Annotated in this window: 17 protein-coding genes, 1 pseudogene and 1 CRISPR repeat array; of the genes and pseudogenes, 9 read left to right on the top strand and 9 right to left on the bottom strand. The window is 60.3% G+C overall.

Features of this window, described 5'->3' with window-relative positions:
- Positions 1-193 precede the first annotated feature (193 nt).
- Positions 194-874: a hypothetical protein gene (locus NW822_RS10450; protein ID WP_414404384.1), complete on the top strand. Its 681-nt coding sequence runs from the start codon at positions 194-196 to the stop codon at positions 872-874.
- Between the two features lie 64 nt (positions 875-938).
- Positions 939-2,423 carry a hypothetical protein gene (locus NW822_RS10445; RefSeq protein ID WP_414404383.1) on the top strand — a complete coding sequence of 495 codons (1,485 nt, stop codon included), beginning with the start codon at positions 939-941 and terminating at the stop codon, positions 2,421-2,423.
- Between the two features lie 227 nt (positions 2,424-2,650).
- On the opposite strand, the gene NW822_RS10440 is transcribed toward NW822_RS10445, so the two are convergent.
- Positions 2,651-4,183 carry a leucyl aminopeptidase gene (locus tag NW822_RS10440; protein WP_414404382.1) on the bottom strand — a complete coding sequence of 511 codons (1,533 nt, stop codon included), beginning with the start codon at positions 4,181-4,183 and terminating at the stop codon, positions 2,651-2,653.
- Positions 4,184-4,325: 142 nt separating this feature from the next.
- On the opposite strand from NW822_RS10440, the gene NW822_RS10435 reads away from it, so the two are divergent.
- Positions 4,326-5,108 (top strand): hypothetical protein, encoded by a 783-nt coding sequence (locus NW822_RS10435; protein ID WP_414404381.1) that lies wholly within the window; start codon positions 4,326-4,328, stop codon positions 5,106-5,108.
- Here the strand turns inward: NW822_RS10435 and NW822_RS10430 are convergent.
- The 7 genes and pseudogenes from NW822_RS10430 to cas1 all read right to left on the bottom strand — a co-directional run.
- Complete coding sequence (locus tag NW822_RS10430; RefSeq protein WP_414404380.1) at positions 5,105-5,941, bottom strand: metal ABC transporter permease; 837 nt, start codon at positions 5,939-5,941, stop codon at positions 5,105-5,107. The genes NW822_RS10435 and NW822_RS10430 overlap by 4 nt on opposite strands.
- Positions 5,942-5,950: 9 nt before the next feature.
- Positions 5,951-6,727, bottom strand: coding sequence for a metal ABC transporter ATP-binding protein (locus NW822_RS10425; RefSeq protein WP_414404379.1), 777 nt, complete (start codon positions 6,725-6,727; stop codon positions 5,951-5,953).
- A complete protein-coding gene (locus NW822_RS10420) occupies positions 6,724-7,821 on the bottom strand; it encodes a metal ABC transporter solute-binding protein, Zn/Mn family (RefSeq protein ID WP_414404378.1) in 1,098 nt (365 codons plus the stop codon). Before NW822_RS10420 ends, NW822_RS10425 begins: the two co-directional genes overlap by 4 nt.
- 13 nt (positions 7,822-7,834) lie before the next feature.
- A complete protein-coding gene (locus NW822_RS10415; RefSeq protein WP_414366388.1) occupies positions 7,835-8,278 on the bottom strand; it encodes a SufE family protein in 444 nt (147 codons plus the stop codon).
- A gap of 89 nt (positions 8,279-8,367) precedes the next feature.
- Positions 8,368-9,507, bottom strand: coding sequence for a cyclopropane fatty acyl phospholipid synthase (gene cfa / locus NW822_RS10410; protein ID WP_414404377.1), 1,140 nt, complete (start codon positions 9,505-9,507; stop codon positions 8,368-8,370).
- A 157-nt stretch (positions 9,508-9,664) separates the two neighbouring features.
- Positions 9,665-10,604: a CRISPR direct-repeat array (repeat unit 36 nt; unit sequence GTTTCCAATTTCTAGGGATCCCCCCGAAGGGGGAAC).
- Positions 10,605-10,856: 252 nt separating this feature from the next.
- Complete coding sequence (gene cas2, locus NW822_RS10405; RefSeq protein ID WP_414335550.1) at positions 10,857-11,135, bottom strand: CRISPR-associated endonuclease Cas2; 279 nt, start codon at positions 11,133-11,135, stop codon at positions 10,857-10,859.
- A pseudogene (gene cas1, locus NW822_RS10400) lies at positions 11,135-11,815 on the bottom strand (CRISPR-associated endonuclease Cas1); the annotation flags it as partial. The gene cas2 and the pseudogene cas1, both read right to left, overlap by 1 nt.
- A gap of 32 nt (positions 11,816-11,847) precedes the next feature.
- Here cas1 and NW822_RS10395 point away from each other — a divergent pair.
- On the top strand, positions 11,848-13,518 hold the full coding sequence (locus NW822_RS10395; protein ID WP_414404376.1) for an NAD+ synthase: 1,671 nt from the start codon (positions 11,848-11,850) through the stop codon (positions 13,516-13,518).
- 244 nt (positions 13,519-13,762) lie between these two features.
- Here the strand turns inward: NW822_RS10395 and NW822_RS10390 are convergent, their stop codons facing one another.
- The gene (locus NW822_RS10390; protein ID WP_011429120.1) at positions 13,763-13,915 is read right to left on the bottom strand and encodes a chlorophyll a/b-binding protein; all 153 of its coding nucleotides are present in this window, start codon (positions 13,913-13,915) and stop codon (positions 13,763-13,765) included.
- Positions 13,916-14,390: 475 nt separating this feature from the next.
- Between NW822_RS10390 and NW822_RS10385 the strand changes: the two genes are divergently transcribed.
- From NW822_RS10385 to NW822_RS10365, 5 genes are all read left to right on the top strand, one after another.
- A complete protein-coding gene (locus tag NW822_RS10385) occupies positions 14,391-14,618 on the top strand; it encodes a photosystem I reaction center subunit IV (RefSeq protein ID WP_414362355.1) in 228 nt (75 codons plus the stop codon).
- A gap of 25 nt (positions 14,619-14,643) precedes the next feature.
- A complete protein-coding gene (locus NW822_RS10380; protein ID WP_414362356.1) occupies positions 14,644-15,522 on the top strand; it encodes a DNA-formamidopyrimidine glycosylase in 879 nt (292 codons plus the stop codon).
- Between the two features lie 74 nt (positions 15,523-15,596).
- On the top strand, positions 15,597-16,187 hold the full coding sequence (locus NW822_RS10375; RefSeq protein WP_414404375.1) for a pentapeptide repeat-containing protein: 591 nt from the start codon (positions 15,597-15,599) through the stop codon (positions 16,185-16,187).
- Between the two features lie 106 nt (positions 16,188-16,293).
- The gene (locus NW822_RS10370; RefSeq protein WP_414362358.1) at positions 16,294-16,890 is read left to right on the top strand and encodes a response regulator; all 597 of its coding nucleotides are present in this window, start codon (positions 16,294-16,296) and stop codon (positions 16,888-16,890) included.
- A 173-nt stretch (positions 16,891-17,063) separates the two neighbouring features.
- A partial coding sequence (locus NW822_RS10365; protein WP_414404374.1) for a type II secretion system protein occupies positions 17,064-22,528 on the top strand: 5,465 nt, incomplete at its 3' end.

Below are 22,528 nucleotides of genomic sequence, written 5' to 3'. Positions count from 1 at the left end.
CAAAAAAATTTCTTGGATTTGCTTTGCCGCTTGCTTGACAACGCCCCGAGATGCAGTAGAACTAACAGCAGGCATCCGCCTTTGAAACGGGATCCCTCATAATCTTGCCCATGCATAGAGGCAGATTCAGTGGATCCGGGCTGGGCGCTGTTGGAAAGATTTGCTGTGGTGTGAGTGAGTGGAGAATTCCCCGATGAAACGACGTTCTGGCTCAGGCCCTGGCCGTGGCGGCCTTTCCCTTCTGGCAACTTGGGCTTCGCTGGCGCTAGCCACTGCCTGCAGCAGCGAGACCACGGGCGGCTTGCCACCCCTCTTGACCGCCAATGGATCCACGCCTCCTCCCGTAGCCGTGGCTCCCACCATCTCGCCCAACCTCACACCCATCACCTTCCGCCCTGGGCCAGACTTTGCTCCTATCACGCCGCCACCCATTCAGCCCGACCTGCCGGATCCACCCAGCTTGCGGCCAGCTCCAAATGGGGAATTCAACCTTTTGCTCTCTACCCCGGCAAACCCTGCTGTGATTCCCCCAGTGAGCTCCGCTTTTGTAACAGTTACCTTGCGCGGCTTGTTGGTGCCAGGGGTCATTGCCAGCGTAGAGCTGCAGTTTTTCAACATCAGCCGCGGCACAGATATTACCAGCATTTTCTTGCCGACAGCCATCGAGCAGTTTAGGAATACGCTCATAGGCCGAGGCAACAGCTACGCCGACCGAACCGGCGGGATCACCCTCACCAATGGCTTTACCTTCCCGGCTGATCTGGTGGCCTACAGAGCCAACGTTGCTCCCGGAGAAAGGGTTTTGGTGATTCTGGTCATTCGCGATTCGTTTGGCCAAGCCCTAAGATTAGAGGCACGCGCTCAGGCTACCTAGCGTGAAGCCGGCTAAGGGCAGTGTTTAATTGCTGCGAGAGATTTAAGCTCAGGAGGACGAGGGAATGAAAACCGGAAAGCTGGCTGGGGTTTTGGCTTGCCTCTGTGTTGGTTTGCTGACGGCTTGCCAACAGGCGAAGGATAAGAATGCAACCAGCTTTATACCTGGGCCGATCTTTCCTGTGGAAAACCCAAGTGTAGAACCCGGCGGAACTGGCGTGGGAGTGCCGGCTACTCCTCCCGTTGGAGCTGCTCCCCCAACCCAGCCCAGCCCTCTCGTGTCCCCTCCCGTCTCGGCGCCGACGATCCCGCCCTTGCCCAGCCCCAACCCTTCTCCCAGCATTGTTGGGTTGCCTCCGGCCCCCTTGGCTCCTCCAACCTTTACCAAGAGTTTCAGTCCGAGCACGACTTCGGTGGGTGTTCCTGTTACTTTAAGTTTTTCGATCACCAACAACTCCGGCATCCAACTGACCGGCCTCAGCTTTGCGGAAATCTTGCCGGCAGGGCTATCCGTTGCTGCCGCCCCTGGCCTCAACAATACCTGTGGGGGAACTGCAAGCGCCCCTGCAAATGGAAGCTTTATTTCTCTGACCGGTGGCCAGCTTAGTCCCAATTCAAGCTGCTTGATAAGCGTTCAGGTGGTTGCTATAAACACGGGCACTTACACGAACCCTGCCACAACGCTCACCAGCGACCAGGCTCCTGCCGCTCAAAGCGCACCTGTCAGCCTAACCGTAAACCAAGTTCCTGCTCCAACCTTTACCAAGAGTTTCAGTCCGAGCACGACTTCGGTGGGTGTTCCTGTTACTTTAAGTTTTTCGATCACCAACAACTCCGGCATCCAACTGACCGGCCTCAGCTTTGCGGAAATCTTGCCGGCAGGGCTATCCGTTGCTGCCGCCCCTGGCCTCAACAATACCTGTGGGGGAACTGCAAGCGCCCCTGCAAATGGAAGCTTTATTTCTCTGACCGGTGGCCAGCTTAGTCCCAATTCAAGCTGCTTGATAAGCGTTCAGGTGGTTGCTATAAACACGGGCACTTACACGAACCCTGCCACAACGCTCACCAGCGACCAGGCTCCTGCCGCTCAAAGCGCACCTGTCAGCCTAACCGTAAACCAAGTTCCTGCTCCAACCTTTACCAAAGAGTTTAGCCCTAACACAGCAACAGCAGGCGGCACTGTAGCCGTTATCTTTACCATCACCAACAATGCTCCTGTACCTTTGTCTGGACTCAGCTTTATAGATGCTTTGCCAGGTGGTTTGCGAATTACTGAACGGAATGTAGTTACTTTAAATACGTGCGGTGGCACGCTCACAGCGAACCCCAGCATTCCTTTCAATCCTGGCCCTCCACCACAACCAGCAATTCCTTCAACCACGATTGCCCTTCAAGGTGGAACTCTGGCTCCGAATTCCTCCTGCGTGGTTTCTGTATCTGTGGAACAGATCAATCCAGGGGCGGCAACTTACACAAATCCCCCAGTTACCCTCTTCAGCAGTGGGGCGCCACCAGTAACCTCTAACCAAGCTACTGTGACTTTCAATTAGGGTCGGTCTAGAGTTCTTGCTGTTGACCCAAGCAAGGCTTGGGAAGCTCCACTGCCCTTACGAGTAGCAACACTGTTTTCAACAAAGCCTAAGGAGGGATCCTGTAAACTGCCGGCGCCTAGCAACATCTCGATCATAAGCTGCTAGGGTCAAGAAGCGATTGTGGGCAATCTCACTGCCGCAACAAGCAGAACCTTGGGAGTGGAGAACAATAGCAAGCAACCAGGCTAGGGGGAGGTGGCTGCAGCCTGCCGCGCCAAGACCCACTCCACCAGGGTGCGCACGCCGTAGCCGGTGGCGCCTTTGTTGTTGTAGCCCGCATCCTTCTCTGTCCACACCGGGCCGGCTATGTCCAGGTGGGCCCAGGGGGTTTTCTCCACAAATTGTTTGAGGAAGAGGGCAGCGGTGATGGAGCCGCCGGAGCGGGGGCCGGTGTTCTTCATGTCGGCCACGGTGGAGCTGAGGCCCTCGAAGTAGCTCTCTTCCAAGGGTAGGCGCCAGATCTTTTCGCCAGAGAGGTTGGCCGCCTGCTGCAGCTCTTGAGCTAGGGCCTCATTGGGGGTAAAGAGGCCGGCAATTTCTTCTCCCAGCGCAATAACGCAGGCGCCGGTTAGGGTGGCCAGATCCACAATGGCGTCCACCCCCAGCTTTTCGGCAAACACCAAAGCATCGGCCAGGGTGAGGCGGCCTTCGGCATCGGTGTTGTTGACCTCAATGGTCTTGCCGTTGGAGGCGGTGAGGATGTCCCCGGGGTGGAGGGCACGGCCGCTAATCATATTTTCAGTGGCGGCGACAATAAAGTGCACCTCTACCTGTGGCTTGAGGGCAGCTAGGGCCCGGGCCGCTCCCAAGACGGCTGCAGCTCCGCCCATATCGGTTTTCATCATGGCAATGCTGCGGGAGTCGGTTTTGATGTTCAGCCCGCCGGAATCGAAGGTGAGGCCCTTGCCCACCAGGGCCAGCTTGGCGACGGGATCCCCTTCTTTGGGCTTGTAGGTGAGGTGGATAAACTGGGGCGGCAGATCTGAGGCCTGGGCCACGCCGAGGAAAGCCCCCATGCCTAAGGCTTGGCACTCTTCCCGTCCTAGGATCTCCACCTCTAGGCCGTAGTCTTGAGCCAGTTGCCGGGCAGTGTCGGCCAGGGCAGGGGGGGTGACGACATTGGCAGGGGCGGCCACCAGTTCGCGGGCCAGGATCGTCCCGGCAGCCATCTCGGTGGCCCGCTGCAGGGCGTTTTCATAGTCTTGGCGGGCCTGGGCCAGGCCTGGCACCAGGAGGGTGACTTCCTCAACGGAAAAGCCGCGCTCTTCCTCGGGCTTGGGCTGGGATTTGAAGCGGTTATCCTGGTGGGCCACAAGGAGGCTGGCTTCGGCTACTGCCTGCACCGCCCGCACCGGATCCAGCCCCGTTTCTGGCAAGGACAGCACCACCTGCTTAGCTTTAAGGCTGTGGGCCTGGCGCAGACCATTGGCAGTGGCCCGCCGCAGGGCTTCCAGCGTCAGCGCAGCCGGATCCCCAAGCCCCACCAACACCAGCTTGCGGATGGCTCCTGGCAGGCGCAGAGCAAGGCTGCTATTGGGCTTGCCCTGAAACTTCTGTTCTTGAACTGCTTCCGCCACCAGCCCCGACCCCACTTTCTCGTCCAAGGCAGCAATCTCGGCAGGCAGCGAGAAGGTGGCGTTTTCGCCGGTGGGGGCAAAGCAGTAAACCAAGGCGCATTCTGCCTGTGTTAGGGGCGGCTCGCCAAGACGAAGCTGCATGGGAAACCTTTGGCCAAGCTAGGGACAGCAGATTTCCAGTGTAGCCAATTCCGCCACTTCTAGGACAGGGGATCCCTTGGCTGGCATCGACGTTGGCTTTTCTAGCCAATAGCCTTTAATCAGGAAGGGAGGAAACCAAGGTATGGCCTGGCGGCGGCGTTCCATCCTTCAGCTTGGGGTTATTGCCGGCGCAATGCTCCTGGCGCTGGCGCTAGGGGGGGTGGGATCCCTGGCCCAGGCGCAGAGGCCCCTGGAAGAGCTGCCGCAGCCGGTTCGCCTCAAGCTGCCCCCCGGCCTAGCCCGCTACACCTACGACAAGTCGGCGGGAGACTACTTCGAAGAAATCGAGCCGCTGCTGCCGGGCGGAGCTTATGCCCAGTGGGCCTTCTACCCCGTCCCTGTCTACATTCAGGGGGATCACCCCCAGTGGAAAACCTTTGTGGAGCAGGCGGTAAAGGAGTGGTCGGCCTACATCCCCCTGAAAGTGGTGGGCAAAGAAGAGGAGGCCCTCTACGGGATAAGCATCTACCGCGTTCCTGCCATTGGCGAAGGGATAGCGGGGGCAGCCCGGCCTGAGTTTTTCTTTGCCGCCGATGGCTCGCTGCAGCAGCGGGTGCGCATTGTCATTGCCGAAGGCCAGGGATTGGCAGAAGTGACGGCGGTGGCTCGGCACGAGATTGGCCATGGGCTGGGGCTGTGGGGCCATAGTCCCAACCCGCGGGATCTGATGTACGGCGGCCACCATGCAGCGGCTACCGGCAATCGCCGCCTGCTGCGGGTGCCCACCATCACCAAACGGGATCTCAATACCCTCAAGCGGGTTTACGAGCAGCCCACCCTCATGGGCCAGGTCTTCCCGGAGAGCTACCGCCGCCTGTTTGGCCAGCTTCTGCCAGAGAGAATTTTGGGAATGGCCGGCAGCTAGAGCCGCAGCAGTTGCGCTCCCCCCTTCAGCCCCATAGCCAGGAGAAAAAACAGCAACTGGGTGGTCACAATGCTGGGGCCGGAGGGGAGGTTGAAGGCGGCTGAGAGGAGGATCCCCAGCACGGCGCTTAAGCCCCCCAAGACCATGGCCAGCAGCACATAGGTTGTAAAGCCGGATGCCAAAAGCCGCGCCGTCGAGGCAGGGATCACCACAAAAGCGCTCACCAATAGCACCCCCACCGAGCGGATCGAAAGAGCCACCACCAGCGCCAGCAGCACCACAAAGGCCAGCCGCTGCCAGCCCGCCTCTACCCCCCGCGCCCGCGCCAGTGACTCATCCAGGGTGAGCAGCATCTGGGCAGGCAAGGTCAGCCCAATATACCCCAGGGCCAAGAGCAGGAGCAGGCCGCTTATCCACAAGGCCGGCAGGCTGATGCCGAGAATATCCCCAAACAGCAACTGGTTAAGGTTGCCGCGGTAGCCAGGGATCAGGCTAAGGCCAATGATGGCCAGGGCCAAGGAGGAAGAGTAGATGATGTTTAGCACCGCATCCGCCGAAAGCTGGGTGCGTTCCAAGACAAAAGTCACCCCCAGGGCAAACACCACCCCAAACACCATCAGCACCGCCGTGGGATCCAGCCCCAGGGCCACTCCCAGGACAATACCCAGCAGCGCCGAATGCCCCAAGGCATCACTAAAAAACGCCAACTGCCGAAAGATGGCAAAACTGCCCAAAAGCCCCCCCGTCACCCCCGTCAGGATGCCGCCTAGAAGAGCCCGCTGCATGAAGGGCAACTGCAGCCATTCCACCACCTGCGCCCAGGTCTCCGGCATTGCCCCTCCTCAGTGGTGGTGGATGTAGCGGGCAAACGCGGGGCCGTAGACGCGGTTTAGCATCTCCGGCGCCAGGGCCGCCTCAGGGGATCCCTGACAAATCAGGGAGCGGTTGAGACACAGCACGCGGTCACAGTAGCGGGACACCATCTCTAGGTCGTGGGAGACCTGCAGAATGGCCCAGCCCAGGGAGCGGCGCAGCTCTTCCAATAGCCGATAGAACTCCCCTTCGCTGAGGCTATCTAGACCAGCGGGAGCCTCGTCCAGCACCAGCAGCCGCCGCGGCCAGACTAGACAATAGGCCAACAGCACCCGCTTCAGCTCGCCGCCGCTCAGTTGACCCAGGGGCTTAGAGGCCAGGTGCAGAGCCTCGGCCCGTTGCAAGGCTTTTTTGACGGCCTCCTGCCGAGCAGCTCGCTGCTGCCAGGGCCAGCGGGGCCTAAGGGATCCCCAGCCCAGGGCAACAAACTCCGCCACTGTTAGGGGGAGGGCGGGGTTGAAGTGCAAGCGCTGCGGCACATAGGCAAGCTGCTGCCGCACTTTCTGGGGCAAGTACCCTGACAGGCGCAGTGGCTCCCCTAGGATCCAAACCGAGCCGCATTGGCGGGGCAGGATGCCCAAGATGGCCTGCACCAAGGTGCTCTTGCCGGCGCCGTTGGGGCCAACAATGGCCGTATGGGATCCCGCCGCCAGCTCAAACGAGACATTCTGCACCGCCAACTGGGATCCCCGATAGACCGTCAGCCCCTCCACCCGCAGGACAACCTCGCCAGAATGGAAGCTCATCGCCCCCTTGCCAGCAGGTGCTCGAGAGCAGCCTGACCCACCAAGGGCAACTGCAGGGGAACCCAGGCCTTCTCTTTCTCGAAGGCGGAGACCAGGTTTTCCACGTTCTGCCGCAGGATGGTTAGGTAGTACTCCGGCTCGATCCCCTCTGGGCCAGCCGTTTCCAAGGGATCGAACACGCGGACTTGTACCCCCAGATCCCGGGCCAAGACCTCAAAGGGGTTGTCCTTCCCCACTTGTGGCTCCACCAGGATTGTCTTTAGGCCCGACTGCCGCACCGTCTCCATCACCCGGCGCACATCTTCCGGAGAGGGGCTGGCTTCCGGGATCTCCACCAGGAACTCCGCTTTGAGGCTGTAGCGCTCGGCAAAGTAAGGGGCAAAGTCGTGGAAGACCACAAACTTTCTGCCGGCAAAGGGGGCCAAGCGCTGCTCGATTTCCTTATCCAAAGCCTCCAGTTGCTGGATAAAGGCAGCGGCGTTGGCGCGGTAGGTCTCTGCCCCTTCTGGATCGACAGCAATGAGGCCATCGCGAATATTTTCCACCTGCCGGATGGCTCGCCTGGGATCTAGCCAGATGTGGGGGTTCAACTTGCCGTGAGAGTGCCCGTGACCATGAGAATGGCCATGGCCGTGGCTGTGACCATGAGAATGGCCATGGCTGTGGGAGTGGCCATGCTCCGGCTCCTGGGTCTGCAAAGTCGGGATCCCTTGGCTGCTGTCAATGATGCGCAGCTTCGGATTGCTGGCGTTGGCAATCAATCCCTCCAAAAAGGTCTCCATTCCCAACCCGTTGATCACCAGCACATCCGCCTGGGACAGCAGGCGCGCATCCTCGGGTCGGGCCTGAAAGTCGTGGGGCCCCATCTGGGGAGGGATCAGAGGTTTCACCTCGGCCCGCTTCCCGGCCACGGCGCGGGTAAATTGCGTTATCGGCAGGATTGTGGTCACCACCTGCGGGGGGGTGGATCCCTGCTGGGCCTGGGACTCTTCTTGGCGCATCTGCAAGGTGCCTAGGATCCCGACCGAAAGGGCCGCCACCAGCGAGGCCAGTGATCTCAGGGGTCGGGCCGAACGCAGAGAGTTATTAGCCATGAGCCCTAACACCTCACGAGACAACAGAGACAGCAGCGTCGGAAGCGCCTGACTTCTGGAAAGCCAAGGCCCGCTGCTGCAGCAGCGAAAACATGCTCACCAGGCCGTTGCTGCGGGAAGGGCTAAGGCTGAAGTTGAGGCCCATTTCCCGCACAAACTCCAGGGAAACCCCCAAAATTTCCTCTGGTGCTGAGCCACTTAGCCCCTCCACCAAAACGGCCACCAAGCCCTTGACCAACTGGGCATCGGCATCTCCCTGGATGTAGACCTTGCCGTCTCTTAGCTCGGTGGCCAGCCACACCCGCGAAGCACAACCCCGCACGAGATTCTCCTCTGTTCGCTGGGAATCGGGGAAAGGGGGCAGGCGCTTGGCATAGGCCAGCAGCAACTCGTACTTCTGACGAGAGGTTTTGGCCTTTTGAAAGCGCGCGACAATCTGCCGCAGAGCTTCGGGCATCAACCCACTTGCCTGAATGAGAATGATAATCAAAAGTCATCGTAGCACGCAGCTTGGGGAGCCCAAGGGGTTGGCGCGGGAGGAAACAACTACCGCACTGAGCGGTAGCCGCCCCTTACTCCCCTGGGCGAGAGGACTAGTTGCCAAAGCTGGCTGGCGCGGGCCTTGAAGCTGCCGGCACTCATTAGCAGGTAAAGCCGCCACATGCGGCGAAAGCGCTCGTCGTAGCGACCAGCCAGTTGGGGCCATGCCCGCTCAAAATTGGTGTGCCAAGCTTTTAGGGTGGCCACGTAGTTGATCCCAAAGTTGTGCCAGTCTTCCAGAACAAATAGGCCCTCGAAAGCCGCTGTTATCTGCCGAGGCGAGGGGAGCATCGAGTTGGGAAAAATGTAGCGCTCAATCCACGGATCCCGACCCTGGTAGGCAACGTTGGTGCCGATGGTGTGGAGAAGAAACAAGCCATCCTCTTTGAGAAGGCGACGGGCTACCTGCATAAATGTTCGGTAGTTGCGGTAGCCCACATGCTCAAACATGCCCACAGAAAGGATCCGATCAAACTTTCCCTGCGTCTGGCGATAGTCTTCCAGCCGAATCTCCACCGGTAGGCCACGGCAGCGTTCGCTGGCTAGCCTAGCCTGCTCTTGCGAGACGGTGATGCCCACCACCTGCACACCGTAGCGTTCGGCCAGGTACTGTGCCGTGCCGCCCCAACCACAGCCGATGTCGAGCACGCGCATGCCGGGCTGGAGATCTAGCTTGCGGGCAATGAGATCCAGCTTGGCTTCCTGGGCTTCGTCGAGGGTTTGTGCCCCCCCATCCCAATAAGCACAGCTGTAGATCTGGCGGCGATCCAGCATGGCCTCGTAGAGGTCATGGCCAAGGTCGTAGTGGCGCTGGCCAACCACAAACGCTCCCTTACCCCGCTGGCGGTTGATGAGGCGACTGTCCAGGGCAAGCAGGAGCCGAACTGGCCAGCCCACTTGCTCGGCTGCCTGACTGGTGAGGAGACGACAAACCAGCTCATCAATAGCCTCGCAATCCCACCACCCCTCCAGGTAGGCCTCGCCAAAGCCCAGGGATCCATAGAGCAAGCAGCGCAGGTAAAGCCGCTCGTCGTGGACTTGCAGATCCCAGGGCCGCGAGCCATTGACGGCTATATCGGCAGCCTCCAAAAGCCTAAGTCCATAGCTGCGCGCCAGCCGATGCCAGAGGCTGAGGCCTTTCCCCATTCCCAGAACCCCCCTGCGCCTGGAAAGCCTAGTAAAGGCAACTAGACATTAAAGCGTAGCCCCTCTAGTGTGTTTCCAATTGTTTCCAAGGGATCCTGCAAACGGAGAACCTCCAACCTCTTGGTGAAGAAGGAGTAGGAGGACACCCGAGCGTTTCCAATCCAATTTCTAGGGATCCCCCCGAAGGGGGAACGCTCCTGCAACCCTACTTCGGTGACGACCAGGGGACTCCACTGGTTTCCAATTTCTAGGGATCCCCCCGAAGGGGGAACGCGGGAGTGGGAAGCAGAGGTCCAAGAATGGAGAGAGCTCGTCGTTTCCAATTTCTAGGGATCCCCCCGAAGGGGGAACTACAACGTTTACGAAACGCTCCTTGGCGGTCTCTCCAAGGTTTCCAATTTCTAGGGATCCCCCCGAAGGGGGAACGAGTAGTTTTCTGGGCCCCTGGGCCAGCATCCCCGCGTGTTTCCAATTTCTAGGGATCCCCCCGAAGGGGGAACCCACCAAGGCTAACGGGCGTGCTCCCGCCAGCGGGGACGTTTCCAATTTCTAGGGATCCCCCCGAAGGGGGAACGAGGAAGCGGCGCCGGCTTCCTCCGAGGTGGCGTTCGAGTTTCCAATTTCTAGGAATCCCCCCGAAGGGGGAACTAGCGCAGACTTCTGTGATAGCTGCGATCTGACTCTCTGGTTTCCAATTTCTAGGGATCCCCCCGAAGGGGGAACTTTTGAGCGATGGGGGGCTTTGGCTCCCGAACTGTGGTGGGTTTCCAATTTCTAGGGATTCCCCCGAAGGGGGAACGGCGGAGGCGTTCGTTGTCCACTACCGGCTCTTCCAGTTTCCAATTTCTAGGGATCCCCCCGAAGGGGGAACCTCGGGATCCCCGCCTATGTCACAGGAGAGGATGGTTGCTAGTTTCCAATTTCTAGGGATCCCCCCGAAGGGGGAACTTAAGGAGGAGAAATGAGGTACATCGGCACCGCCATGTTTCCAATTTCTAGGGATCCCCCCGAAGGGGGAACTTGGCGTACTTGGGAGCCCACACATATCCCAGGGGCTGGTAGTTTCCAATTTCTAGGGATCCCCCCGAAGGGGGAACACTACCCCTATTAAACCCAAGTGGGGCAAGGAATGCAAGACCCATTTGCGAGGGGGTCGGTCGAAGACGGCAAAAAAGGGCCTGGAAGAGGGGGGGCAAGAGGCCTGAAAGCCTTGTGGGGCAAGGCATCGAGCGGGTCAACGAAAGAATCGGCCTTTGCGGGATTTGGCGAGGCGCTCGCAGAGCTGCTGATACCGTTTTTGTGTGCTTTCGAGAACATCAAGTACTTAGGTAGGGGGAAAGTTGCCTGAGCTACACGATGACCGAGCCAGGGGGTGCAGTTAAAGGGGGTTCACCCCAGATTTCCACTTGATCGAGGGCGTGGCTGGTGAGGGGATAGAAGCGGACGCTGTCTTCGTTAGGCTTGATCCTTTTTCGGAGCCGTAGCTTGAGCTCCTCGAACTTGTCCTTGTTGAGGACGCACTCGAAGACACTGTACTGCACCCGCTTGCCGTAGCCTTCTAGCAAGTCGGCAATTTTCTTGCGGCGCTTGTCACAGGGGGTATCGTAGGTAACAACATAAAGAAACATCAGCGAATCCGGTAAGGCTGATACAAGTCTTGAGGATTATAGACGGACTGCTTAAACTTCTTAACCTGCTGTGTTAGCAAATCCCAGCGGGGCTGATCCCCAGCAGGAGTTGTAATGGATCCCTCCATTCTCTGGAGAAAAGCTTTGAGGTATTTCTTTCTGCCAGCATCGTTGAGAAAACAGCCCCCATCTCGATACTCGAAGTCTTCTTGGATATCCATAACACCGCTATTGACAAGCCACAGTACCAGGGAGTCCACAATAGGTGCTCGAAACTCTTCCAGCAAATCGGAAACCAGAGCAGCGTGGCGTTCACTGCTGGCATGTAGGCAACCTTGATAGGGATCCAAATCTTGCAGCTCAATCAAGGTTAATAGGTGGTTCCAGAGCACCATGTAGCCAAAGCTAAGCATGGCATTGACTGGATTGGTGGGTGGTTGTCGGGTGCGCTTGAGCAAAACAAATCCTTTTTGTTGTAAGCAATTGCCCAATTCCGGGAAATACAGGGCTGCGCCGATCCCTTCAATGCCGCGCAGTTGATCTAGAGACTTAGCCTGCAGAGCTTGCTCAGCCAGATGTTCCAAGCTGCGCAGGGTTAGATCCCCAGTTTCGCTGGGGCGCTGCCTAAGTTGCCGCATCAACGATTCAAGCTGGCCTATCATCGTGGAGTCTGCCATTTGCCGGGCAACCGTTCTCGGCCAAGGGGATCCAAGTGAAGGTAGCGCTGTTGCAACTCAACTACACCGTTGGCGATCTCAGCGGCAATGCTGAACGCATCCGTGCGGCGGTCGAGGCAGCGGCGGCGGCAGGAGCGGAGCTGGCCATTACGTCTGAGCTGGCCCTGTTGGGGTACCCACCCCGGGATCTGCTGCTCTATCCAGCTCTCATCGAGAGGGCCGGCCAAGTTTTGCAGCAGTTGGCCGCCCGGCTGCAGGAGAGCATTCCGGTGGTGGTGGGATCCGTGCAGCCCAACCCTCTGCCGGAGGGGCGGCCCCTCTACAATGCGGCAGCCTGGCTGGAAAGGGGGCAGATCCGCCACTGGTTTCAGAAGTCGCTCCTGCCCACCTACGATGTCTTCGACGAGGATCGCTACTTCGAGCCGGGATCCCCGCCCCCGCCCATTGAGTACCGGGGCCGCCGACTGGGCTTTACCATCTGTGAGGACATCTGGAACGACCGCGACTTCTGGCAGCACCGCCGCTACCACCGCGATCCAGTAGAAGAGATGGCCCGCTGCGGCGCCGATTTGCTGATTAACCTTTCCGCCTCCCCTTTTAGCTTGGGCAAGCAAAAATTGCGGGTGGAGATGCTGGGATCCCTAGCCCGCAAGCACGCCCTGCCCATCCTCTATGTCAACCAGGTGGGAGGCAACGACGACCTCATCTTTGACGGGGCCAGTTGCGCCCTAGATGGCCGCGGCCGGCTGGTGGCCCAAGCCGCTGCTTTTGCGCCGGATCGGCTCATCGTGGATGTGGAGGCGCTGCTCCATCCCCGTGATGAGGAACCCAGCCCGCCGGAATCCCGCTGGCCAACAGAGCCGGAAGCGGAGCTCTACCAAGCCTTGGTTTTGGGCACCCGCGACTACGTCAGCAAATGTGGCTTTCGCGAGGTGTTGCTGGGCCTGTCGGGAGGGATCGACTCGGCTGTTACTGCCGTCATTGCCGCCGACGCCCTAGGGCCAGAGCGGGTGCTGGGAGTGCTCATGCCCTCTCCCTATTCCAGTCCCGGCAGCCTGACGGACGCCTACCAACTGGCGCAAAACCTAGGGATCCCGACCCTAAAGCTGCCCATTCACTCGATTATGGAGAGCTACCACCATCTCCTGGCCGAGCCTTTTGCTGGCCTCCCCCCCGACATCACCGAAGAGAACCTGCAGTCCCGCATCCGCGGCACCCTGCTCATGGCCCTCTCCAACAAGTTTGGCCGGCTGCTTTTGACCACGGGCAACAAGTCGGAGCTGGCGGTGGGCTACTGCACCATCTACGGGGATATGTCCGGCGGCTTGGCGGTGATCTCCGATGTGCCCAAAACCTGGGTCTACCGCCTGGCCCGCTGGATCAACCGGCAGCAGGAGCGGATCCCTCTTCCCATCCTCACCAAGCCCCCCTCGGCAGAGCTGCGGCCGGACCAGCGAGATAGCGACAGCCTACCCCCCTACGACGTGCTGGACGCCATCCTGCAGCGGCACATTGAACAGCACCAATCCGCTGCCGAGCTGGTGGCCCAAGGGTTTGATGCCGATACTGTACAGCAGGTGCTGCGGCTGGTGCAAAATGCCGAGTTCAAGCGCCACCAAGCCCCTCCGGGACTGCGGGTTACCGATCGGGCTTTTGGCACCGGCTGGCGCATGCCCATTGCCAAACGCCAGGAAGGGATCAGCTAGAAACTGCAGAGGCCCTGCCTTCTACCCGTAGGGTCAGGGCCAGGAAGAAGGCCGCATAACGCGGTATTGGGCACTGGTAACGGTCGATTGGAGCTGAAGGTAAACCAGTCCAGAGGCTCGCGGTTGGCTTGCCAACTGTAGGGCTACCAAAAGTCTGCTCAGTTGGAGGCAGGTGGTTTACTTGATTTTGCCCTCGCTCCCCCCTCTCCCTCAAGGAGAGGGGGGTTGCCGCAAGCCAAGTTTTCTAGATCAGCCCCAGCCAAGAGGCGACGCCTTGGCCGGTCACCGCCTCGATGACAATGGCCAGGACAAAGCCAATCATGGCTGCGCGACCGTTGAGACGCTCGGCATATTCGTTAAAGCCAAACTTGGGCTCAGACAGGTTGGGGTTGGACATAGGAACCTCCGCTGGGTGCTCTGGGGCAAATCTGGAAGAACGCTCCCTGCCCTTTAGTATAGTTTGCATTTCTTCATAATTGCAAGAAGACGATTAGGCAACCGTTGACACACCCCCGGTCGGGGGATGCTTACGCAGTCCACAGTTGGACCCGTAAAGGCGCTGTCAAGACGCCTCTAGACCGTTCCTAGAGACAAAGCCTCAAGGTTCCGCTTACTGACTGGCTTTCGGCACTGTCCGGGTTTTTCAGCAGGGTAGGTGCACTCAAGTCGCTCGAAGGCTTTTCTGCCCCCCAGTAATCGCGCTAGCGGGACGGAGTCCTTTCGCGCTAGCGGGACGAAGGGCTACCAAGCTACTCTGCTGTGTTCCTCCCCTTAGCCCAGAACGGCAGGGATCCCTGTTACAAAAGTTCGGAAATCGCAGCCGTCCCACCGACTAGGGTAATCTGAAGTGCAGGTCAACGGAGAAAACCCCTATGGCGATTCAGCGTGGTGCCAAAGTCCGTGTGTTGCGGAAAGAATCCTACTGGTATCGGGATGTGGGGACGGTGGCAGCGGTGGATACCAGTGGCATCCTCTACCCGGTGATCGTCCGCTTTGACAAGGTTAACTACTACAACATCAACACCAACAACTTCCGCGAGGACGAGCTGGAGGTGGTGGAAGAGCCCAAGCCCAAAGCCAAAGCTACCTCTGCCAAGTAAACCAAGTTTTTGGCCTTCCTGTCCTGTGCCCGAGCTGCCCGAGGTTGAAACCGTCAGGCGGGATCTGCAGCGCCTTACTCTAGGTCTGCGCATCCTGGCGGTGGAGGTGCTTCTCCCTCGCACCGTGGCCTACCCTGGCAAAGAGGAGTTTGAGCAGGGGCTGGCTGGTACCTGTTTGACCCAGTGGCAGCGGCGAGGCAAGTATCTCTTGGGATCCCTGGACTCCGGAGCGGTTCTGGGTGTGCATCTGCGCATGACCGGGCAACTGCTCTGGGTTCAGGGATCCGCGCCTTTGCCGGTTCATACTCGCGTCCGGCTGCGCCTGGAGCAGGGGTGGGAGCTGCGCTTTGTTGATCTGCGCACCTTTGGCCAGATGTGGCTGGTGCCCGCCGGGGTGGAGCCGGAGACGGTGATCCCCGCCCTGCAGAGCTTGGGGCCGGAGCCGCTGTCGCCAGCCTTTTCAGAAATCTATTTCCAAGCGGCTTTGCAGAAGAGCCGCCGCCCCATCAAAACTGCCCTGCTGGATCAGGGGCTGGTGGCGGGGGTGGGCAACATCTATGCCGACGAGGCCCTGTTTTTGAGCGGCATTCACCCTTTGACGCCCGCCTCGCAGCTTTCCGACGCTGCCAAAAGCCGCCTGCGGCAAGCTTTGATCGAGGTGTTGCGGGTTGGGCTGGAGCAGCGGGGCACCACCCTGCGCGATTACCGGGATCTGCGTGGGCTCAACGGCAACTATCAAGGTCAAGCCTGGGTGTACGGTCGGGAAGGGGATCCCTGCCGCCTCTGTGGCACCCCCATTCAGCGGCTTAAACTGGCGGGCCGCTCAGCCCACTTTTGCCCCCGCTGCCAGCCGCCCCCAGGCCAGGTGGCAACTGGATGGCGGATCCCCCGCAAGCAGCTATAGTTCTAGGTTGATCCCCAGCTCCCCTCTCCCAGAGGAGAGGGGCCGGGGGTGAGGGAGGGATCCCGGTGAAAAAGATGGCATGGCCCCAGTTTTGGGTCGGTCTCCTCGGCGGGGTGGTCGGGATCCCGGCACTTCCTGTTTTTGCTCAACTGGAGCTGGATGCCCAACTGGGCCGATCCCAAGTTGTTGCCCCCAGCAAAGATTGCCCCGCCTGCGACCTAACGGGAGCGGAGCTGCCAGGCGTGGATTTGCGGGGGGCCAACCTCAAAGAAGCCATCCTCAAGCAGGCCAACCTGCAAGCTGCCAACCTCTCCCAGGCAATCCTCAACTTGGCCGATTTGCGCGGCGCCAACCTGAGCAGCACGGATCAGGGCGGGGCCTTTCTGTGGGAGGCGGACCTCAGCCAAGCCAACCTGCAGCAGGCCAATCTCACAGGGGCTAACCTTCAGGTAGCCAACCTCAGCGGTGCGGATTTGCGCGGGGCCATTCTCGCCGGCGCTGACCTGACAGGAGCCAACCTAATCCAGGCCGATCTGCGCGGGGCCGACCTGCGGGGAGCTTTTCTGGAGGGAGCCGATCTAACTGGCGCCTTGTACAACGCCCAGACCCAACTGGATCCCACCTTTAGCCCCAGCGCCCACGGCATGGTCTTTGTGAAAAACTAGCTCCCTAGGGATCGGGGGTGGTGGCGTTAGCGGCGCGGAGCGCTTGGGCTAGCTCCCTTTTTGGGCAGATTAAGCTTAGCTCTCTCCCTGGCCGGGATCCCCTGCCATGAGTTCCCCTGTGCGAGTTCTGATTGCCGACGACCATCCCCTATTTCGGCTGGGGCTAAAGTTTGCCCTGCAAGCGCAAGGATTTGAGGTGGTGGCCGAAGCGGAGACGGGATCCCAGGCCGTTGAGTACTGCCGCCACAACCCTCCCGAGGTGGCCATTTTGGATGTGCGCATGCCGGATGGAGATGGGATCCTGGCCTGCCAGCAGATTGTTGAGCTGGGCCTGTCGGTGGTGGTGGTGATGATGACCACCTTTCAGGAGCCGGCCCTGATCGAGGCGGCGCGACGAGCGGGGGCCAAAGGCTACCTCTCCAAAGAAACTGACCCGGCGGAGCTGGCCCGCGTTCTTCGCCAGATCTTGGCCAACCCCGACCAAGACTGGCTGCCTGCTTCCCAAGAGTTGCCCAAGCTTACCCCCCGCGAGCTCTGTGTGTTGCAACTGATGAGCCAAGGCTTGGCCAACAAGCAGATTGCCCGCCGCCTGGGCCTCAGCGTGGAAACCGTGAAAGAATACGCCAGCACTGCCTACCGCAAGCTGGGCGCCACCGACCGTGTCACTGCTCTGCTCAAGGCGCAACAACTGGGAATTCTCTAAGTACAGAGCCCCTATCCTCCTCCCCTCTCCCTGAGGGAGAGGGGCCGGGGGTGGTCGCGTGAGCGGGCGGAGCGCTTGGGCAGCCCGGCGGTTCCCCCCAGAGGTGGGGATGTCTGCAATCGGGATCCCTTGCATACTGTTGCTATCCTGGTAGCCTTTACCCGCGTACGGCTATGTCTGCTCCTTCTCCGCTGTTGCTCAAGCTTGCCCTGCGTCTGCTTGGCTCTCTGAAGATCCCGGTGGATCGGCGCAGGATCCGCGAGCGTGGCTTTGTTCTACCGGTCGCCATCTTGATTGTACTGGTGTTGAGCTTGGTAACGGTGGGCCTGCTCACCCGCTCCACCCAGCGCAATATCCAAACCCAGGTGGAACGGGCGGGGCAGACGGTTAGCCGACAACTAAACGCCGCCATCGACCGGGCGCGGGCCAAGATCGACTACTTGGTGCGGGATCCCCGCCTGCCCGCTGGCACCCCTACTGATGCGCAGTTGGCCTCTGCCCTGCTCAACGACGGCAGCATAGTGCCTGCAGAGCAGCAGGATCCCTATACTCTGCCCGATGAAAACCGCTTCCTGCTGAGATACACGGCCAACGTGCCAGATTCCCAGCGTCCGGTTGAGCGACAGTCACCGGCCTGGTGGTTCTTGGTGGACACGGACAACAACGGCGTCAATGACTCGGTTACTGCCTATACAATTCTTCATAATCGCCGTGCGCCGGTGACGGGCCAGAAGGAACAACAAGGCTTTGAAGCTAACATCAGCGATACAGAGCGGGCGCATCGGTTGCTGATCCGCAGTGGCCCCCTGCAAGGGTCGGCCCTGAACCCCTGTATCGACAACGCCGCCGAGCAGACCGCCAACCCCAACGTGGGAGACTGGTTCCAGGCGGGATCGGCGCTGTACAAGCCTTTCCAAGTCTTTGCCGTCACCTTGCCCATTCAAGGCGCCGACTCCACCACCCGCGCCATTTCGGCTTTGCAGTTCCAGCAGGATCAGCGGCGGGATCTCCTCAACAAGTGGGGGGCCTTCAGCCGCGGCGACCTGGAGTTCTTCTTCACCCCCGCCTACAACTGGAACGGCGCCATCTACGCCGGCGGCAGCCTTTTCTTCCGCTATGCTCCCAACAACTTGTTCCGGGCTTTCACCATCAGCTCGGAGCAATCCTGCTTCTACATGCCTGTAGATAACTCGGAGATTACTGCCTTCGGAGAGCTGGTGGCAGGGGCTATTGGCTACGCTGGCCAGGAGGTGAGCGATAGCCTGGTTTTCGATGTGCACTCCGGCGAGCAAGACGTAGCACCGAGGGTGTCGGTCAGTCTAAACAACCAGAACTTTGACTCGGTGCAAAACACGGTAGAGCCGGAGAGTGTGGCCCTGGATCCGCTGGAGCTCCACCTTTTCGGCCGCATACGCACCCGAGGAAATTACCAGCAAGACGCGGCTGGATGGGCAAATTCTCCCCTCAACGCCAAACGGGAGCCCAACCCCGGCCGGATCAAGGCTGGCGGTTTTCAGGCCGGTTCCGACCAGGTCTGCCCTCCCTACGTGGACGATGTCTATCGGGCCGACAACCGCTTTGGGCCCAAGGCCAGCTACGAGCGTCCACCCGTGACGCCTGACCCGCAGAAGGGCTGCAACGTGCCCACCTTTGCCGAAAAGTTCAACGCCAGGGCAGGTGACCGGATCCCGTCTGAGGCCAAAAATGAGCTGGGCGAATCCCTCACCGAAGACAACCCACCCGAAGGCGCGCGTGCCGAGGTGGGGCTGGATGGCTACTGGGAGCGGCGGGCTCGTGTGGAGGGCCTGCGGGTGATCGTGGGGCAGCGCCTGGAGCTGACCCGCACCGACTCTTTGCCCTTGCCGCTGGTGCCCCCTGGTGATCCCAATGATCCTGATCCTGATCCCACTAGGCTACAGGCCATTTTCATCAGCAACGAGGCGCGGCAACGCCTAACCCTGCGGGATAACCCGGCGGCGGTGCAGGCCACGGCGGTTTACCACTACAGCCACCAAAAGGGGCGCTTCCCCATCGCCTGCCTGGCCACGGTGGCCCACCCCGGCACGCCTTGGAGCTTGAAGCAGGCTTCCACCTTCCCTGCCGGCGATCAGACCAATCAACTGGGCATCAACTTCTTCACCGGCCAGGGCACCAACGTCTGGGAATATGACCCTGCGCCGATGCAAGAGCGGCTGCGGCCTGGCACGCCCCTGTGGACGGCGCTAACCAACCTGGCCAATTTTGCCGGCGACCCCGACGGGGCCTATCCGCCCAGGCAGGAGGCGGGCCGCATCCACCCGGATCCGTTCATCACCGCCTTTGGCAACTTCTCCGAGCTGCGGCGGGTGATCGATACGGTTAACAAAGGCACGCCTGTCGAAGAGCTTAGCCTGGCCGACCAGACCACGCTGCAGACGGCGGGCTGTATGTTGGGCATGCTGGCCGACAACATTCTGCGGATTGAGGCGGCTGCCAACGCCGGGGATCCAGTAGCTCAGATCCTTCGGGATGACATCAAAGCCAGCCGTAGGGGTGATCTGAATGCCTCTAACCGCTTCTACCTGCCGCTGCGCTACATTTTCCCTGACACGACCGAAAACAACACTGACTGGTTCAACCACGAGGATCCTCTGGAGAAGCGGCGGAGGGAGGCATATAAGCCATTTAATGGTGAGAGTTGGGTACCGAGGGCAACCTATCGAGCCCTGTGCGATCCCAGAAATCCCGGCTGCAACTTGGAGGAGCTGGATGACTTGAAGCTGATCAGACTCCAGCCCCGCAAGAACATCAACGAGTGGGTATTGCCCAGGGCCTCAACCTCTTGCCCCAGGAGCGACCTGCTTGGCAAGCATCCCAACAGCAACCAGATGGAGCTGATCCAGGTCGGCGACCAGTGCTATCGCGTGCCCTTCAAAGATTCGGTGTTTTACGATGGCCGCGAGGCGATGGCAGTGCGGGCCCTCAACATCGACCTGGCCCTTTTGACCAACAACGTCCCGGATCTTTTGCCCAGCAACGTCCCGGGGCAGGAAAAGGGCTTGATTAACGGAGATACTTGGCTGCCTGCCGGCGTGCAAGAAGGCCGCGAGGGGGGTATTTTCTACGCCTTCCGGGAAGATGCGGTGCGAGAGGATGCCATTGCCCGCCCGCCTTTGACCAACTTCGCCGCCTATCAAACTGCCTGGCAAGCGGCAAACGCCCGCGGCACCCTTCCCTTCATCATGAATGCCGGTCAGCCTGGTCGCGACCAACCGGTCGGCGATCCGCCTGTTTCCGATCAAGGCCTCAGTCCCAAACCGGTGGACTACTACCCCGATCCGGATCGGCGGCCCTATGGCTTCCGGCTGCGCAATGGGGCAGTGCTGGCCCGCGGCGGGTTTAACCTCGATGAAGCCGTCTTTGGCCTCTCCTTTATTTCCGACAACCCCGTCTACATTCAAGGGGACTTTAACCTGCACCAGAGGAGGGAAGGCAAGGGGCTGGAAGAGGATCGGCTGGAAGAGTTCACCACTCGCCTCACTTTTGGATCAGACGGCCTTTACAGCAACTTCTACGGGCGACTCCGGAAGAATGAAGACCGGCGCTTTGCCCGGGCAGCGGAGGATCTCTGGCGGCCCACTGAGATCATAGGCGACTCGATCAATATCCTCTCCGCCGATTTCTGCGATGGCAGCATTGACGATGGCTTTGTCCAGGATGGCACCCTCAATGGCGGCGGCAGCAGCTTTGTGGCCAACCGCGACTACCAGGGCAACCCACAGCGGGCCTCGGCTCCTCGCCGCAACGACTACTACGGCTGCAGCGGGCCAAACCTTGGGGCCAACACCTCCTTCCTCAACCAGGCGCTGGTGATCCGGGGCAACAACTGGCCGGCTCCGGATCCGAATAACAATGGCGCCGGTGTCCTGCGCTTCGACAATACCGGCGGGGCCCAGAACCTGGGCGACAACACCAACCAGCCCGGCTGGCCGGACGTGTTTGCCCGCGACACCATCTTTGAGCACCGCAACAGTGAAACCGACCGGACAGTAGGTCGGGGCGTGCCTGAGGTGCGGCAGTTGCGGGCGCCAGACACGGGCTATGCCAACTTCGGCGTGCGCATCTCCGCCTTGGGCAACCCGGTGCTGGATACCTCCCGCTGGGTGATGGTGGCTCCCCTCCAACCTTGCCCAGTTCCCTCGAAAGACGGTAAGCCGATAGGTGGCGGCCTGCTGGCCGAGTACTACAACGGCTGGATCACCAACCCGCGGAACCAGTACGACCCCAATACGGGGTTTGCCAGCACTGGCGCTGTAGGCCCTTTGCTCTCGAATGCTCAAAATAAAAACCTGCCCTACCTGCGGGCGGTGCGCTGGCCGGATCCAGTGTTCCCGGCCCAGGGGGTGCCGGATGCCATCGGTCAATACAACAACGGCTACACCAGCAGTGCGCCCCGCTGCAATGTAAATAGCACCGACAGCAGGGAACACTGGGCCTGCGTGCGCGACGCTATCAGTAACGACAATGGCACCGTCAATCCAAGCAGCTTTGCCCGCAGCGGTTCTGGTTTCCCCTCGTGGGGTGGCTTCCAGTACCAGTTCGGCAGCAGCACGTCGCTGAATTCCAACTCTCCCTTCAAGCGAGGGCTGTACAGCAATTCCACTTGCAGCGGCGATTTGTATGACATTCTGCAGCCCCTTTGCCGCCTGTCGGTGCCAATTCTCGTGCCGCCGAATCGTTGGCAGGATCTTCTTCAGGAGCCTCGGCCACCTTTCATCCCACCTGATCCTAGTCCGGATCGCCGGGATCGCGGCGACTGGTTCTGGATGCCCAGTTGCGGAGAGCTAGACGGCAACAACAACTTGCCGAACGCGCCCATCGATGCGGATGACATCGGCTATTCCTATGTGCCTGTCGGCAGCCCTCGCATTGGATACGACCTCAATAGGCTGCTCCCCAACGGACAGGGAACTAGCGAGCTCCGATTCAACCCCAACCAGTTCAACTTCCTACGCTCCTGCTGGCGGCGCAGAAGCGGTGTATCTGGCAGTGGCAACAACAACGGCAACGATTTCTTCGTCGTCCGCTGGGTAGGGGAGCTCTATCCCCGCTGGCCGGGCCTGCAGAGCTACCACATCCTCGATGGTGATGATGGCGTGCGGTTGATCATCCGGCGCAACCTCAACTACAACCCTCCCAACCCCGCGGAGCCACCCATCTTCAAATACAGCGTTGAGAAAGGCACTGACCTTAGGCTAGGGACGGACGCGGCAGGTGCCGAAGCCTGGTCAGATGGCGGCGGCAAGCAGGTCACCCTGCGCCTGGAGCTGGACTGCGCGGATCCATCCCAGGACTCTCCCTACCTGGTAGAGATCCAGACCTATGAAAATACCGGCACTGCGCGATTGCGCTTTGCTACCCGCGATGGCAGCGATCAGGAAAACTATGACCTGCGCTACCTGAAGCCGCTGCCGCCGGAGAACAAACCTTGCCTGCCGAGCGGAACTCCACCGGATCTTGAGCGTCAGCGTCTCTGCTTCAACCCGACGCCGACGCCCACGTCGACGCCCACGTCGACGCCCACACCCACGCCGACGCGGACACCCACGCCAACACCCACGCCGACGCGGACACCCACGCCAACACCCACGCCGACGCG

Origin of the sequence: Synechococcus sp. H70.2 (assembly GCF_047462275.1) — a bacterium.
In the GTDB taxonomy this organism is placed as follows: Bacteria; Cyanobacteriota; Cyanobacteriia; order Thermostichales; family Thermostichaceae; genus Thermostichus.
Note: the sequence above shows the minus strand (reverse complement) of the source record. Positions and strands in the feature narration are given on the sequence as shown.

Bases quoted from the DNA above. Each gene is read 5' to 3' on its own strand.
- NW822_RS10450 (WP_414404384.1), top strand. From the start codon at position 194: ATGAAACGACGTTCTGGCTCAGGCCCTGGCCGTGGCGGCCTTTCCCTT.
- NW822_RS10445 (WP_414404383.1), top strand. From the start codon at position 939: ATGAAAACCGGAAAGCTGGCTGGGGTTTTGGCTTGCCTCTGTGTTGGT.
- NW822_RS10440 (WP_414404382.1), bottom strand. From the start codon at position 4,183: ATGCAGCTTCGTCTTGGCGAGCCGCCCCTAACACAGGCAGAATGCGCC.
- NW822_RS10435 (WP_414404381.1), top strand. From the start codon at position 4,326: ATGGCCTGGCGGCGGCGTTCCATCCTTCAGCTTGGGGTTATTGCCGGC.
- NW822_RS10430 (WP_414404380.1), bottom strand. From the start codon at position 5,941: ATGCCGGAGACCTGGGCGCAGGTGGTGGAATGGCTGCAGTTGCCCTTC.
- NW822_RS10425 (WP_414404379.1), bottom strand. From the start codon at position 6,727: ATGAGCTTCCATTCTGGCGAGGTTGTCCTGCGGGTGGAGGGGCTGACG.
- NW822_RS10420 (WP_414404378.1), bottom strand. From the start codon at position 7,821: ATGGCTAATAACTCTCTGCGTTCGGCCCGACCCCTGAGATCACTGGCC.
- NW822_RS10415 (WP_414366388.1), bottom strand. From the start codon at position 8,278: ATGCCCGAAGCTCTGCGGCAGATTGTCGCGCGCTTTCAAAAGGCCAAA.
- cfa (WP_414404377.1), bottom strand. From the start codon at position 9,507: ATGGGGAAAGGCCTCAGCCTCTGGCATCGGCTGGCGCGCAGCTATGGA.
- cas2 (WP_414335550.1), bottom strand. From the start codon at position 11,135: ATGTTTCTTTATGTTGTTACCTACGATACCCCCTGTGACAAGCGCCGC.
- NW822_RS10390 (WP_011429120.1), bottom strand. From the start codon at position 13,915: ATGTCCAACCCCAACCTGTCTGAGCCCAAGTTTGGCTTTAACGAATAT.
- NW822_RS10385 (WP_414362355.1), top strand. From the start codon at position 14,391: ATGGCGATTCAGCGTGGTGCCAAAGTCCGTGTGTTGCGGAAAGAATCC.
- NW822_RS10375 (WP_414404375.1), top strand. From the start codon at position 15,597: ATGGCATGGCCCCAGTTTTGGGTCGGTCTCCTCGGCGGGGTGGTCGGG.
- NW822_RS10370 (WP_414362358.1), top strand. From the start codon at position 16,294: ATGAGTTCCCCTGTGCGAGTTCTGATTGCCGACGACCATCCCCTATTT.